This is a genomic window from Salinimicrobium soli (genome assembly GCF_048323655.1).
Classification (GTDB): Bacteria; Bacteroidota; Bacteroidia; order Flavobacteriales; family Flavobacteriaceae; genus Salinimicrobium; species Salinimicrobium soli.
Genome location: NZ_JBLUWW010000002.1, coordinates 26,467 through 40,779, shown reverse-complemented (window position 1 = coordinate 40,779; position 14,313 = coordinate 26,467). Strand labels below are relative to the sequence as shown.

General features: G+C 43.3%; 17 protein-coding genes and 1 tRNA gene. 11 read left to right on the top strand and 7 right to left on the bottom strand.

All coding sequences use genetic code 11. The features are described from left to right. Nucleotides 1-95 precede the first annotated feature (95 nt). Entirely contained in the window at nt 96-884 is a 789-nt protein-coding gene (locus ACNORC_RS05775; protein WP_418334674.1) for a BamP family beta-assembly machinery protein, read from the bottom strand. 246 nt (nt 885-1,130) lie between these two features. Here ACNORC_RS05775 and pepE point away from each other — a divergent pair, with 246 nt between their 5' ends. After that, on the top strand, nt 1,131-1,838 hold the full coding sequence (pepE, locus tag ACNORC_RS05770) for a dipeptidase PepE (RefSeq protein WP_418334672.1): 708 nt from the start codon (nt 1,131-1,133) through the stop codon (nt 1,836-1,838). Nucleotide 1,839: 1 nt separating this feature from the next. Then, nucleotides 1,840-2,754 carry a glutaminase gene (locus ACNORC_RS05765; protein WP_418334671.1) on the top strand — a complete coding sequence of 305 codons (915 nt, stop codon included), beginning with the start codon at nt 1,840-1,842 and terminating at the stop codon, nt 2,752-2,754. Here ACNORC_RS05765 and ACNORC_RS05760 read toward each other — a convergent pair. Continuing rightward, nucleotides 2,744-3,355 (bottom strand): alpha-ketoglutarate-dependent dioxygenase AlkB family protein, encoded by a 612-nt coding sequence (locus ACNORC_RS05760; protein ID WP_418334670.1) that lies wholly within the window; start codon nt 3,353-3,355, stop codon nt 2,744-2,746. The genes ACNORC_RS05765 and ACNORC_RS05760 overlap by 11 nt on opposite strands. Before the next feature lie 115 nt (nt 3,356-3,470). Between ACNORC_RS05760 and ACNORC_RS05755 the strand changes: the two genes are divergently transcribed. Continuing rightward, on the top strand, nt 3,471-4,802 hold the full coding sequence (locus ACNORC_RS05755) for a S41 family peptidase (protein ID WP_418334669.1): 1,332 nt from the start codon (nt 3,471-3,473) through the stop codon (nt 4,800-4,802). After that, on the top strand, nt 4,799-5,557 hold the full coding sequence (locus ACNORC_RS05750) for a hypothetical protein (protein WP_418334668.1): 759 nt from the start codon (nt 4,799-4,801) through the stop codon (nt 5,555-5,557). Before ACNORC_RS05755 ends, ACNORC_RS05750 begins: the two co-directional genes overlap by 4 nt. 110 nt (nt 5,558-5,667) lie before the next feature. Here the strand turns inward: ACNORC_RS05750 and ACNORC_RS05745 are convergent, their stop codons facing one another. The 4 genes from ACNORC_RS05745 to ACNORC_RS05730 form a co-directional block, all read right to left on the bottom strand. Beyond that, nucleotides 5,668-6,486: a GNAT family N-acetyltransferase gene (locus ACNORC_RS05745; RefSeq protein WP_418334667.1), complete on the bottom strand. Its 819-nt coding sequence runs from the start codon at nt 6,484-6,486 to the stop codon at nt 5,668-5,670. Between the two features lie 34 nt (nt 6,487-6,520). After that, on the bottom strand, nt 6,521-6,718 hold the full coding sequence (locus ACNORC_RS05740; protein ID WP_418334666.1) for a hypothetical protein: 198 nt from the start codon (nt 6,716-6,718) through the stop codon (nt 6,521-6,523). 376 nt (nt 6,719-7,094) lie between these two features. Continuing rightward, nucleotides 7,095-7,167 (bottom strand) — tRNA-Gly (locus tag ACNORC_RS05735). Nucleotides 7,168-7,283: 116 nt separating this feature from the next. Then, complete coding sequence (locus tag ACNORC_RS05730; RefSeq protein WP_418334665.1) at nt 7,284-7,736, bottom strand: GNAT family N-acetyltransferase; 453 nt, start codon at nt 7,734-7,736, stop codon at nt 7,284-7,286. A 32-nt stretch (nt 7,737-7,768) separates the two neighbouring features. On the opposite strand from ACNORC_RS05730, the gene ACNORC_RS05725 reads away from it, so the two are divergent. The 4 genes from ACNORC_RS05725 (at nt 7,769) to ACNORC_RS05710 (ending at nt 10,759) form a co-directional block, all read left to right on the top strand. Beyond that, nucleotides 7,769-8,332, top strand: coding sequence for a ClpP family protease (locus tag ACNORC_RS05725; RefSeq protein WP_418334664.1), 564 nt, complete (start codon nt 7,769-7,771; stop codon nt 8,330-8,332). Continuing rightward, nucleotides 8,332-8,625 carry a GNAT family N-acetyltransferase gene (locus ACNORC_RS05720; protein ID WP_418334663.1) on the top strand — a complete coding sequence of 98 codons (294 nt, stop codon included), beginning with the start codon at nt 8,332-8,334 and terminating at the stop codon, nt 8,623-8,625. Before ACNORC_RS05725 ends, ACNORC_RS05720 begins: the two co-directional genes overlap by 1 nt. A 70-nt stretch (nt 8,626-8,695) precedes the next feature. Then, the gene (locus ACNORC_RS05715) at nt 8,696-9,082 is read left to right on the top strand and encodes a GNAT family N-acetyltransferase (protein WP_418334662.1); all 387 of its coding nucleotides are present in this window, start codon (nt 8,696-8,698) and stop codon (nt 9,080-9,082) included. Between the two features lie 24 nt (nt 9,083-9,106). Beyond that, entirely contained in the window at nt 9,107-10,759 is a 1,653-nt protein-coding gene (locus ACNORC_RS05710) for a L,D-transpeptidase family protein (RefSeq protein WP_418334661.1), read from the top strand. Here the strand turns inward: ACNORC_RS05710 and ACNORC_RS05705 are convergent. Then, a complete protein-coding gene (locus ACNORC_RS05705; protein ID WP_418334660.1) occupies nt 10,756-11,505 on the bottom strand; it encodes a murein L,D-transpeptidase catalytic domain family protein in 750 nt (249 codons plus the stop codon). The two genes, ACNORC_RS05710 and ACNORC_RS05705, sit on opposite strands and share 4 nt — an antisense overlap. Nucleotides 11,506-11,783: 278 nt before the next feature. Here ACNORC_RS05705 and gpmI point away from each other — a divergent pair, with 278 nt between their 5' ends. Genes gpmI through ACNORC_RS05690 form a run of 3 tightly spaced genes read left to right on the top strand, consistent with a single transcriptional unit; the run spans nt 11,784 to nt 14,313 of the window. Beyond that, nucleotides 11,784-13,298, top strand: coding sequence for a 2,3-bisphosphoglycerate-independent phosphoglycerate mutase (gene gpmI, locus ACNORC_RS05700; protein ID WP_418334659.1), 1,515 nt, complete (start codon nt 11,784-11,786; stop codon nt 13,296-13,298). Nucleotide 13,299: 1 nt separating this feature from the next. Next, on the top strand, nt 13,300-13,851 hold the full coding sequence (locus ACNORC_RS05695) for a TlpA family protein disulfide reductase (protein ID WP_418334658.1): 552 nt from the start codon (nt 13,300-13,302) through the stop codon (nt 13,849-13,851). A gap of 51 nt (nt 13,852-13,902) precedes the next feature. Continuing rightward, the gene (locus tag ACNORC_RS05690; RefSeq protein ID WP_418334657.1) at nt 13,903-14,313 is read left to right on the top strand and encodes a BT0820 family HAD-type phosphatase; all 411 of its coding nucleotides are present in this window, start codon (nt 13,903-13,905) and stop codon (nt 14,311-14,313) included.

Genomic DNA, 14,313 nt, shown 5'->3' with positions numbered 1-14,313 from the left:
TCATGAAGGAAACGAAATTCAAAAATCAAGAGAACCATTGTCATGCTGAGCCGGCGCAGCCGAATAGTCGAAGCCTTAGACCGTAATATCAGAAATCAATTCTCTGCCTTTCTTTGTTTGTACTTCTGACTTTGGGCCACGAGGAATTCAATAAGTTGCATCTCATTCTCAGGTTTGAGCATGGCAGAGGTCAAACCATGGTCCTCAGCGAAATAAATGAACTCGTAAATATTCTCTTTTTCGATGTCCAGATTCTGCTTAAAGAAGTCATCATCGTACAAAAGTAGGATCTGCTCATCAATATCTTCTTCTCTTCCGAGATTGGTAATCTCATCCCGGGAAGTATAGATATCACGAAAGATATTCGCGAAATTTCCCCCACTGAATATCACCGCCTCCTTCATTGCAGCATTCCGTGGAGACACAATAGAGTCCGGTGGAAATTTCCATTCATAAGGATCGATCTCGGCAGCCGATTTATTGGGAAGATCAGTTTTTGCCACAGGAATGATCTCCACATCTACCCGTACATTTCCGGAAAGATCATAAGGCTTCACCACAACTTCAGGCAAAACAGTGACTGCTTTTGAAACGAATACATGGAGCTTTTTGTTCTGCACAACTCCTTTGTCTATCACTATGGTAAAGTCCTGGAACTGCAGGGAAGAAAATTCCAGGGTATCGCCTACCTTGACCGGGATCTGAAAAAGACCTGCCTGATCTGAAACCGTGGCCTGCAAAGCAGTCCTGTTAACAATTCCGACTCCCTCAGGATCTTCTCCCAAAGGCACAGTGATCTCTCCGTTAGCCATTACGCGCTCCCCTATCTGGGCTGAACTATAGAAACTGAAGAACAAAAAACAAAGGGACAATAGAACTCTCATGCTGTGACTTTTCTTAAAGGAACAAAATCTATTGTTTAGAAAAATCTAATTTCCGACTAAAGCTTTGTTAAAACGACAAAGAGCCTTTGGCTTTTAGCCTTTAGCTATTAGCTCTCTTTCTACCGCTCACCCCACCTTGAGAGAAAACAAAAGATGGATTATGACATTTAATAGCCAATGTCCAACAGCTAAACTACGATTAGGATAGCCGCAGATTCTTAAGTAATTTTACGGAAAACAGCACCCATGAAGAATCTTATACTCGCCAGCACCTCCACCCTGCACGGCCAGGATTATCTTGAATATTTACTCCCTACTCTAAAAGAGCATTTTTCGGGATGTTCAGAGATACTGTTCATTCCTTATGCCAGGCCGGGAGGGATCTCACATGATACCTACACCGACCTTGCGAGAAAAGCCTTCGGAAAGATAGGGTTCCAGGTGAAAGGGATCCATGAATATCCAGATCCTGTTAAAGCTGTTCGCACCGCACAGGGAATATTTACCGGTGGTGGTAATACATTTTTACTGGTGCAAAGCCTTTACCAGAATTTGCTCCTGGTTCCGCTAAAAGAAACTTTAGAAAACAGCGTTCCATATCTTGGAACCAGTGCAGGTACCAATATCGCCGGACTTACCATGAAGACCACCAATGATATGCCTATAGTGTACCCACCAAGTTTTACTACTCTTGGCCTGGTGCCTTTTAATATCAATCCACATTATCTCGATCCCAATCCCAACTCTACCCACAAAGGAGAGACACGGGAAACACGTATCAAGGAATTCCATCAATTCAACACTCCTCCTGTTGTGGGACTTCGGGAAGGAAGCTGGCTGGAGGTAAAGGGTAAGGAAATTACTCTCAAAGGCGACCTGAATGCCCGGATCTTCGAAGCCGAAAAAGAACCTTTTGAGGTCAAACCGGGTTGTTCCCTGAACCAAGTCTACTAAAATGGAATATCAAACCGTCCTCAACCAGATACAACAGGAATTTTCCAAGGTGCAGCCTTCAGGCAAGGTGGCATCCTACATTCCCGAACTGGCTAAAGTACCACCCTCTAAATTCGGTATGCACATGTACGATATCGATGGTAATAATTACCATTTTGGGGATAGTTTTGAGCGTTTTTCCATTCAATCAATTTCCAAGGTTTTCACGCTTAGCCTTGCCATGAAAATGGTGGGTGATGATCTCTGGAACCGGGTGGGCGTGGAACCGTCGGGTGACCCTTTTAACTCTTTGTCACAGCTGGAAAATGACTCCGGAATTCCACGGAATCCTTATATCAATGCCGGCGCCCTGGTAGTGGCAGATGTGCTGGTTTCTTATTTCACCAATCCCAAGGCCGCCTTACTCGCGTTTTTGCACGAGATCACCGGGGACACAAGCATTGGCTTCAATGAAACTGTAGCAGCTTCAGAAAAAGCTGAAGGTTACCGAAACTTTGCCCTGGTCAATTACCTGAAGTCCTTCGGAAATATTGAAAATAATGTGGAAGATGTGCTGGACTTTTACTTTCACCAATGCTCCATTTCCATGTCGTGCAGGGAACTGGCGCAGGCTTTTATCATCTATGCTAACCACGGAACCCTGCTGAATTCTGAGCGGGAATTTCTTACAGGCAGACAGGTGAAAAGGATGAATGCCCTTATGCAGACCTGTGGTTTCTATGATGAAGCAGGGGAATTTAGTTTTGAGGTAGGCCTTCCCGGAAAAAGTGGCGTTGGCGGAGGAATTGTAGCAGTAAATCCCAATCATTACGCCGTAGCCGTATGGAGCCCTCCATTGAACCCGAAAGGAAATTCGGCTCTGGGTATGGCCGCATTGGAGAGACTTACCACGTTGACCGGATATTCTATTTTTTAACTTTTTTGATATTCCGGAAGGTAAGGTTGATCCGCGGTTCCTTTACTTTTTTAGTCTTTGGAAGGCTGTGCAGCCAGTTCCTCTGAGTTTCTCCCTGCATCAGCAAAAGGCTGCCGTTCTCCAGGTCTACGGAAACTTTTTCTTTGGATTCCCTGTGCTTTAGTACAAATTTACGCTCGGCCCCAAGACTTAATGATGCAATCGCCGGATGTTTTCCCAGTTCAGCTTCGGCATCGGAATGCCATGACATTCCTTCCTCCCCACTGTGGTACAAATTGACCAGACAGGAATTAAATGGTAGTCCCGTACACTCTTCGACCTTTTGCTTTAAAGCCTTCAATTCCGGAGTCCAGAGCTTTGCCTTCCGCGTGATCTTGGAGTAGGTGTATTCATATTCCTTTTCTCCATACCAGGCAGTTTTCCTTTTTGTGACGATCCTTTTTCCGAAGATGATCACCTCGTCCTGCTTCCAGTCGAGGGAATGAAGAAGCTGCTGAAAATAATGTTCAGCCTCTGTTGGCGTCAGGATCTTTCCAAAGTAAAATGTCTCACCTCCATACGGTAAAAGATTTTCAAGTGAAAAAGTTTCGATTTTTGTCATTTTAAAGAGGTCTTAAAAAAGGCATTTTTGAAGGGGGATTAAAAACATTTTTATTTACACAGGGTAGGATTTTACCCACTTCTTTTTATTAATTTTAATGCCTTTTATTGAAGATATGAAAAAAATATTTTTCCTGGCCTGCCTTTGCAGCCTAGGGATACAGGCGCAGAGCTTTGACAGCACAGCGTATACACAACAATTTAAAAAGGTATTTGAAAGAAGCTTTTTTGGAGATAGTCTTAGCCCGGCAACCAAGATCGCGGGCCTAAGTAAAGCCTGGGCAGAAGCAAAATTCAATTTCGCAAATTTTGATCTCATTCCCGAGGCCAACTGGGACAGCATCTACTACAATTATATCCCGAAGGTACTGGAAGCTGATACAAAGGCTGAGTATTACAAGGTGCTCACGAATTTTTACACCAATCTTAAAGATGGCCACAGCCTCATTCTTCCGCCAAAGGAACTTTGGGAGGAACTTTCCAGCAGCCTTCCTATCCGCACCCAGCTGGTTGAAGGGCAGGTGGTGATCACCCTTCTTGACAGTGAACTGGAGGCCTACCGGGAGTTACAACCCGGAACGGTGATCTTAAAGATCAATGAACTTCCGGTTACCGAATATGCTGAAGAGCATATTGCACCTTATGTGAGTTCGAGTACACCACACGATAAAACTGCTCGCATGTATGCTTTTTTCCTCACCCGCGGACCGTTGGATGAGCCGGTCAAACTGGAGATCAAAACCCCAACGGGGAAAGTTATTCAGAAAAATTTTGCCCGTATCAGGAATGAACAGATGTTCCCGGCGGCGAAAGGTTTTGACTATAAAAAATTGAATAAGAAGACCGTATTGCTGACAATCAATACCTTTAATGACGGAAGCCTCGTCCCATATTTAGATAGTATCTTTCAGAAGTTACCTCATCCTGAAAATCTGGTTGTAGATCTGCGGATCAACGGTGGCGGCAATGGAAATAACGGCTACGAACTGCTTGGTTACCTCACTGACAGTACTTTCCTTACATCAAAAAGTGTGATAAGGCATTATCGCCCTCCACTAAGAGCTTGGGGTCAGGCACCAGATGAACTTGAATTTACGCAGGGAGACTGGAAACCTTATAAAGGACCCACTTTTAAAGGAAAAGTAGTTGTGCTTGCAGGTCCTGACACTTACTCGGCAGCCGAAGATTTTCTCACGGCCTTTAAGACAATGAAGCGCGGAGTGGTCATAGGTCAGCCCACCGGCGGCAGTACCGGACAACCTTTATTTTTTCCCCTGCCTTTTGGAGGCATGGGTGCGGTGTGTTCCAAAAGGGATCTTTTTCCTGATAATTCCGAGTTCATTGGAATTGGTATAAAACCCGATATTGAAGTAAAACCTACCCTGCAAAATATAATTGATCAACAAGATGTGGCCCTGCAGGCCGCATTAAACTATTTGAAAAAATGAAAAAATTAATGATGCTTTTGGCTGTTGTATTGTTAACAGCTTGCAACACTCCCGAGCCAACACAGGTGCTGGTGCTTCCTACCCTTCACGGGGCACATGAAATGAATCCGAACTACACGTACGATGACCTTATGGAGATCGTGAAAGCCTATCAGGCTGATGTGATCGGGGTGGAAATTCGGCAGGAGGATATGGCTCTTGACAACGACACTCTGGACAAGTTCTACCCTCTTGAATTCATTCAGATCAGGGATTCTTTCCCCGGAAAAGTAGCAGGAATAGATTTTTACAGCCCGGACACCCGCGATGAAACTGTAAATATTGCCATGTTCAGGGATACGGTTTATAAACCTGCGAAGATCAAATACCTGGGTCAACTAATGAAAACCGATTCTGTGCTCGTACAGCAATACGAAAAAGCGGGAATTCCGGAGATACAACAGGAGCAAATGCGTATTGCCCTCAATTATTCCGCAGAAGAATTTTTGAAAGGAGAATATGACAGCCTCACAAGACAACAATACCTGTTGGAAGACAGCCTATTTGAAAACAGCAAATACGCGGAATATTCCGAATTCAACAAGAACCGGGATAGCAGTATTACCGAGAATGCTCTAGACCTTATCCAAAACAACCCCTCGAAAAAAGTTTTGATCCTGGTTGGTGCAAATCACCGCAACCGGATTATGCAGACGCTGGAGGCTCAAAAAAGGGAAAATATTGAACTGATTACAGATCTTTCTTTTATGAATTAAAACCGACAGATCCAGGTTTATAAGAAGATCCGCTACTTTAGAGCGGATCTTTTTTATAATAAATTCTATCTGAAGTATAAAGAGCAGGAAACTTTAAGTGAAGAATCTTATCAAGACAGCAACAGTTCCATTTCATGTTGGTTGACCGTATTTTTAAAACCCCTGTTTTCTAGTTCAGAGATCAATTTATTCCTGTCTGAGGCAACATTCTTGAGTTTTACGTTTTCCTCGAGTGTACCCACACTATTCAAAAGTGCCGAATAATTGCCATCTTTTTCCTCCAGCTGAATAATATTGCCTGCCTGGCCCAGCGTGAAATATCCTTCAACATTTTGTTTAACGTCCCTTACTAAATAAGATTTCGTCAGCTCCTCAGCCATTTTTACGGCTTCTGCCCTACTCTCCCAGCAATAAGATTCTGAATCATAAAGACCGGTTTGGAGAACTTCGGAATATGTTGTTAACTCCGGCTTTATTGCTTCAGAAGTATTGGAAATCTCTCCTGAAAAAGAGCGCAGATTCCTGGTGATGGAAAATCCAATGCGCTGATATACCTTTTTGGCAGGGGTATTTTCAACTATCACTTCTAAAAGGCATTTTTCGATCCCATTTTTTTTGAATTCTGGAAATGCCTGCTCATACATTTTATCCACCAGCCGTCGTCCCCGAAATTCAGGTAAGACTCCGGTGCCGGTATTATAAGCAGTTAATTTTCCATTGTGGACATCAATTCCGTTTATGATGAAACCGACGAGCTTTTCGTTTTCAAAAGCTCCAAAAGAAAGTGACCAATCTACTTTGACATTGTGAAAGCGATCTTTCCAATATTGATGGTCAGTGGGGAGTGTGACAAAATAATTCTGAAAAGATTTCAGAAAGCAATCAATGATAATCTCCACCGGAGTGGCGGAGAGATTTTTTATTTCCATAGATCCCAAAAAATTTTGGGAACAATTTAAGAAATTATCTGTTCAGGGATCTTTTCTTTTTGATCATCACCGCAGTACCTACAATAAGGAAACCAATGAAGACAGGATACAAGATGGAGAAAGAAGAATTAACACCTTCTTCAGTGAGAATAACAGCCATCAAGATATGAAGAATGGAGGTAAGCAACATTCCAAGGGTACCAATTAGGAAAAATGGATTGATCTGTCTCATTTTTAATGGTTTTAAAGTTCTTACTCCCTGTAAGGTAATAATATTAACATTAGAAATTCCAAATTCCTCAAAAATTAAAGATTTTATTAACAGATTAAGAATTTCTGGAGGGTTTGAAAAAACTAAGGATAATTAAGGATTCCGGCAGACAGGCCGGGCGGGTTCCCCCCGACTTCGCCGGACCCGAGGCCTCGGGATTCTCCCCCTGGCCTCTTCTTTCCAAGATCATTTTCTGGAATAAAAAAAGCTCCACCTTTCGGTGAAGCTTAAGAGCGGGAGATCTGCCTACGCGTGCTCCGGCAGACAGGCCGGGCCCTTCGGGATTCTCACCCGCCCTCCCGCAAAAAAAAAGCTCCACCTTTCGGTGAAGCTTTTGAGCGGGAGACCGGGTTCGAACCGGCGACATTCAGCTTGGAAGGCTGACGCTCTACCAACTGAGCTACTCCCGCATTGGTAGATTTTATTAATTCACGAAGGCTGACGCTCTACTCCCGAGTAGTCGGGAAGCTACTCCCGCCTTTGCAGTGCAAATATAAACTGAAACTTAGAATTGCTCCAAAAAAATTTACAGCTTTTTTAAAAAATGATATCCCTTTATTTCATACCCCTCATTAAGGTAAAATTTATGGCTCCGGTAGTTGCTTACGTAACTATTTAACTCTGAGGTCTCACAGCCTTTTTCACGGGCATATCCGGAAATGAATTCAAAAAGTTTCTTTCCAATCCCTTTGCTGCGATGTTCTTCGCTAATATAAATATGATCAGGTTCACAGGACCTTCCGGCGTAGTGACGGGTCATAAACCACAAGCCGAAGATACCCACCAGTTCTTCATCCAGAAAAATTCCAAAGCACTCATAATTCTGGTCGAACATTTCCATAAACCGGTTAAGCAAAAGTTCATCAGCTAACTGATGTCCCATAAAAGTTTGCACCTGCGGAAGGAGAGGTGGAAATTCCTCCTTTAAAATCTTGTTAAATGCCAGCTTCATTTCCGATTTTTCTGCGAAAATAGTCATATTTTTAGCTAAACAAACCAGAAAAATTCAGAATGGATAATAAAGAAAAAGCAGGAAAAATTCAGGACCAGATAGACCGCTCCCTCCTTAACGAACGGAAAATATTTTTATGGGGACAGGTAGATGAAAAGACCGCCCGACATCTCATAGAAAGAATGCTGTACCTCGATTCCCAGAGCAATGATGAGATACAGTTCTATATAAGCAGTCCCGGTGGTTATGTTACTGCAGGCTTTGCTATCTACGACACCATGCTTTCTCTTAATAGTCCGGTTTCCACGATTTGCACAGGTTTGGCAGCATCCATGGCTTCCATCCTACTTTCAGCAGGAGCAAAAGGAAGAAGATTCGTGCAGCCGCACGCGAAGGTGATGATCCATCAACCCAGTGGCGGAGCGCAGGGACAGGCTTCAAACATTGAGATACAGGCAGCTGAGATCTTGAAAATAAAAGACATTAGCGCAAAGATCCTGGCCAAGAATTGTAACCAGGATTACAATCGCATCATAAAGGACTTTAACCGCGATTACTGGATGAATGCTGAGGAATCTATTGAATACGGAATCGTGGACGAGGTACTTAAAAAACATATGTAATGAAGGAAGATATTCAGCAGAAAGAAGAAAATGGAAAAGGAATGTTCTTTATTGAGAAAGATGGGGAAATAGTAGCCGAACTCACCTATACCGTAGAGGACAATAATGTAATGACCCTTGATCATACCGAAACAGAACCGGAAAACACAGGAGAAGGCCTGGCCAGTAGCCTGGTAAAGCATTCTGTGGAATACGCCAGAGAAAACGATCTCAAAATAGATCCTCTCTGCGAGTATGCCGCCAAACAATTTGAACGTCATCCGGAATATAAGGATGTAAGAGCAACCGAATAATTTCCAGCTCCTGAAAACTCCCAAAGTACAGCAAATTTCGGCCGAAGACACCTATTCGGTAAGGCAGTCGGTGTTAAGACCTGATCGTCCACCCGAAGAAGTTATTTTTGAAGGAGACAATGACGACAGCACTTTTCATCTCGGCGTTTATCACGAGGACCAGCTCGTAGGAATAGCCAGTTATATGAAACGTTCCCATCCTTATTTCCGGGAAGATTGCCAATACCAACTTCGGGGAATGGCTGTTTTACCCGAATACCGCGGAATGAAATTAGCAAAGCAGCTGTTGTTGAAGGGAGAACAGGAAATAAAGAGCAGGTGTAAAGATTCCCTACTCTGGTTCAATGCGAGGGAGTCGGCCGTCGGGTTCTATTCCAAATTCGGCTACCAGACAAAAGGCGGATCTTTTATGATCCCCAATGTGTGTATGCACATAGTGATGTTCCAACAGCTGTAAGATCTGCATTTAGAGAAGATTTCCATGAAGAAACAGAGATCGGTATTTTTTGTATTCCAATTCATCCTCGGGTTAGGGCTACTTGTCGCGTGCAATGACTCTTCGGAAAACAGATCGGCTCCTGCCGATCCTGCCCCTTCCGAAACAGCTTCGGAAAAAGTGCGGACTGTTCCCACAGCAGATCCTCAAGAGATACAGAGGCTGGTCAAAAATGACAATTCCGGTCTAAAGTTCAAACAACAGAAACTGGTGGACTCCTTTTATGCAGGCAGGAGTTATAAAGCCGTATGGGATGATGCGGAAATAAGGAATTCCTTCCTTAATGAGCTAAAGAAAGCACCGGAAGAAGGACTCAATTACCAATGGTACCAGGGCGAGGAATTGGACAAGATCCTGGAAGGAGAAACAAAAATTGATGCAGGAGCTGCCGCTAAACTGGACCTGCTGCTTACGGATGCTTTTCTCAACTATGCTCATGACCTCTACTACGGACACCTCGACCCCCGAAAACTCAATGAAAGCTGGGGAATAGAGCGAGCCGAAAATGACCTTTTTGAGACTTTAAATAAAGTCGTGAATAAAGAAGAACCTGCACAGGTTTTAAATGACCTCAAACCAAAGCATCAGATCTATTCAGATCTTAAACGATCCCTTCTTGAGTATAGTAAAAAGGAGGAATCCGGAACTTCGGTCCAAATTTCAAAGGGAGATCTTATAAGAAAAGGAGAATATGACCCAAGAATTCCGGCTGTCGCTTCACGACTTAAGGACCTTGGCTATACGCTTCCGAAGAATACTCCGGATAGTCTCTACTCCGATAGCTTGCAGGAAGTGGTAAAAAGCTTTCAGAAGGAAAGAGGTCTCCTCACCGATGGCATTATTGGCAATTCCACGATCGAAGAGCTCAATCTCGGTCCAGCCGAAAGATATGGACAGATCCTGGCGAATCTCGAACGCTGGCGCTGGTACCCACGAGATCTCGGTGAACACTATGTAGTCATCAATATTCCGAATTTCAAACTGGCAGTGGTGAAAAAAGGGGATACTATTCGGCAGCACAGCGTGATCGCCGGAAGCAGAGCCCGCCCCACTCCTATATTTTCAGATATAACCGAATACATTGTCCTAAATCCCAAATGGCATATCCCACCAACTATAAAGACACAGGATGTGATCCCCCGGGCTTCAAGAGATGGAAATTACCTGGCAAGTCACAATATGAGCGTGTTCAATTCCGCAGGAGAAAAACTTGATCCTGCCTTCATTGACTGGAGCTCACCACAGGTAAGGTCTTACAGCTTTGTACAATCGGCAGGACCTTCCAATCCATTGGGGCGGTTGAAGATCATTTATCCTAACCGCTTTCTGGTCTATCTCCACGATACGCCGGGGCAAGCTTTGTTCGAGCAGAATCAGCGGGCAGAAAGTTCAGGTTGTGTACGGGTGGAAAACGCGGTTGATCTTGCAGCTTACATCCTGAAAGATCAGGAAGATTGGGATGAAGAAAAAATTCAGGAAGTGATCAACAGCGGTAAAACGATGCAGGTAAAAATAGATCGGCCCCTCAGGGTCCATCATCTATACTGGACAGCCTGGAGGGCCGGTAATAAAACTGTATTTACTAACGATGTGTATGATCTTGACAAGAAGATCTACGATCAATTACTTAAGAATTAAGCTACCTGTGGGTTCAAAAACTGTGAATTCTGAAGGTAATTTTTGTTGGGATGGTAGATAAAAAGTACCGATTTACCTTTTATAGTATTGATGATATCTTTTGAAAGAGCGGTAGGAACAGCAGGACAACCATAACTTCTTCCCAGTCTTCCCAGTCTTTTAATAGCACCAGGATTAGCGTAATCGGCTCCGTGAACCACTACATAACGGTCACGTGCATTATCGTTGAATCCTTCTTCCATTCCGTCAATGAACAGGGAAAGTCCGTTCTTTCCGTAGTAGGTTTCCGCAGTTACATAGAACCCAAGAGAGCTCTGAAGGGAATTAGGAGTGTTTGAGAATTTTGTAGCCATTTTTCCGCCGGTGTTCTTTCCGTGGGAAACATAGGTGTGAAAAAGTACTTTTTTAGTGGTCATATCCAGGATCCACATGCGTTTTTCGGTAGATGGAAGGCTGAAATCAACAACTGTCAGGATCTCCTTTTCAATATGATCTTCGGCTTCCAGTTTTTCATATCCTTTAAGGGCATCTGTAAAAACGTTTTGGGAAGGCATTGAAGAATTTACAGCCTCAAAAGCTTCATATAAAGCCAGTCTTTCTTCCTCTGCAGAAAGTACTTCAGGTTTATCAGCTATTTTCAGGGTTTTCTCTACGGAAGCAGACTCTTTTTCTTTAGCAGGCAGGTTGGTAGCGAAGGCGAAAGATACAGTTAACACAACTGCAAGGATCATAAGTTTCTTTATCATATCGTTTTGTTAAAGTAGGTTAGTGCCTATAATTATTCAAAGGTCATACCAAAACCTCAAAAATAGAGATTAAAACAGTTAAAATGAGGGTTTTAACAAGTTTATATTCCTTCTTAGAGAACTTAAAAATTGTAAAAATATTGTAGCTGCCCCAGCTTTTAACGTTAAAGTTTTTTAAGAGTTCCTTTTTTAGAAATCTTTAATTTTTCAAAACATTACGAGAAAGCCCGAAGCGCCCACAATGGAGATTTCTTATCTTTACGGAAATTAATTTTCACATGAACAAAAAAGTTATCCTTATGATCCTGGATGGCTGGGGAATAGGACAGGATCCTAAAACTTCAGCGGTAGCCCAGGCAAATACTCCCTTTATAGATTCTTTATACCAAAAATATCCTCACAGCACCCTTCGCACCGACGGAATGAACGTTGGTTTACCAGACGGGCAGATGGGAAATAGTGAAGTGGGACATATGAACCTTGGTGCCGGAAGGATCGTTTACCAGGACCTTGCAAAGATCAACCTTGCGGTAGAGAACAACAGTCTCAAAGATGAACCGGTGCTGCAACAGGCATTTGAATACGCGAAAGTCCACAATAAACCCGTCCATTTTATGGGACTGGTAAGTGACGGCGGAGTGCATTCCCACATAAATCACCTGAAAGGGCTGCTTACGGCGGCAGATGAATCCGGAGTGAAAAACAAATATGTACACGCGTTTACCGATGGTCGTGATGTGGACCCTTTCTCAGGAAAAGGTTTTATTGAGGAATTGCAGCAACATTTGAAGAGCACCAATGGGAAACTGGCTTCCATTATTGGCCGTTATTATGCTATGGACCGGGATAAAAGGTGGGAAAGAACGAAACTGGCCTATGACCTTATCGTAAAAGGAGAAGGAGAAAAAACTGCAGACCCGGTTGCCGCCATTCAAAAAAGCTATGACAACAATGTTTCTGATGAGTTCATCAAACCTATTGTAGTTACAGAAAATGATTCTCCCGTAGCCACCTTGCAAAAAGAGGATGTGGTGATCTTTTTCAATTTCAGGACAGATCGCGGAAGACAACTGACCGAGGCTCTGTCTCAAAAGGACTTTCCGGAGCAGAATATGCACAAACTACCGCTCTACTTCGTCACTATGACCCGTTACGACGAAACATTTAAGAACACTAATGTGGTCTTCGGAAAAGAAGATATTAAAGCCACTTTAGGAGAGGTACTTGAGCGTGCAGATAAATCACAGATCAGAATTGCCGAAACAGAAAAATACCCACACGTTACGTTCTTCTTTTCCGGCGGAAGGGAAAAGCCTTTTCACGGAGAGCACCGCATTATGGTAAATTCCCCAAAGGTAGCAACCTACGACCTGCAACCGGAGATGAGTGCTAATGAGGTCACTGATGAGATCGTGCCTGAAATAAATAAGAAGTCAGCTGATTTTATCTGCCTTAACTTCGCAAATCCCGATATGGTGGGTCACACCGGCGTTTTTGAAGCAGCTGTAAAAGCCTGCGAAACTGTAGACAATTGTGCTAAAAGAGTAATAGAAGCTGCAGTAGATAACGACTATTCTGTGCTTGTCATTGCCGACCATGGAAACAGTGATATGATGATCAATCCCGATGGCAGCCCAAACACGGCGCACACTACCAATCCGGTGCCGTTCATCCTTGTCGATAAGGATGTGAAGGAACTTAAGGATGGAAAATTGGGAGACATCGCTCCTACTATTCTTAAATTAATGGGAATTGAACAACCGGAATTAATGACCCAAAAACCCCTTTTTTAATATGAAGTCATTTCTTACCCTCCTACTTATTGCAGGGGCGCTTTCCTGTGGAAGTTCGGGAAAACAGGACACTGCGATGAAAGAATCCAACTCGACGATAGAATCCAATGAGCAGGAAGAAATTATTGTAGGAGAGATCTCCATGCAGGATCTCGAACAACCTCCCCACTCCGCCTGGTTTGATCCTATGTACAGGTCGTATAAACCTTCTAAAGAGACTTTTGATGCTATAAAAAGTAACATTAAGGATTATGAAATAAAGGCTTTTATGGGAACCTGGTGTGCTGATAGCCAGCGGGAAATCCCGAAGCTATACAAAGTGCTACAGGAGAGTGGATTCAATATGGAGAACCTCAATATGCGGGGTGTGACCCAAGAAAAGACCCTGCCGGGAGATCTGCAGACTGAATATAATGTACACTATGTACCAACAATTATCTTTTACAAGGATGGCAAAGAGGTGAACAGGTTTGTTGAATTTCCGCAGGAAACTTTTGAAGAAGATATCGCTAAGATAGTCACGGGGCAGGAATATACTAATCCTTACGAATAACAAAAAACCTTTAAAAAGGTCGTTTTCTGTTATTCTTGTTATTTTTGTGCCATGCGAAAAATGTTGACAATTGCGGTAGATTTTGACGGTACGCTGGTGGAGAACCGGTATCCGGAAATAGGGAAACCCATTCTTTTTGCTTTTGAAACCCTACTGAAGCTGCAGGAAGAAGGCCACCAGATCATTTTGTGGACCTATCGTAGCGGGATCAAGCTTCAGGAAGCGGTGGAATTCTGTGAAAACAAGGGAATCCAATTCTATGCCGTCAATAAAAGTTATCCTGAGGAAAAGTACGAAGAAGGAATTAGCCGAAAGATCCTTGCTGATCTTTTTATAGACGATCGCAACATCAACGGGCTTCCACCCTGGGGAGAGATCTATCATCAATTAACGGGGACTACAGCCCAAGCTGCTTCCCTTCCGCAGAAGAAAAAAGGCCTGCTAAAACTTTTTAAAAAATAA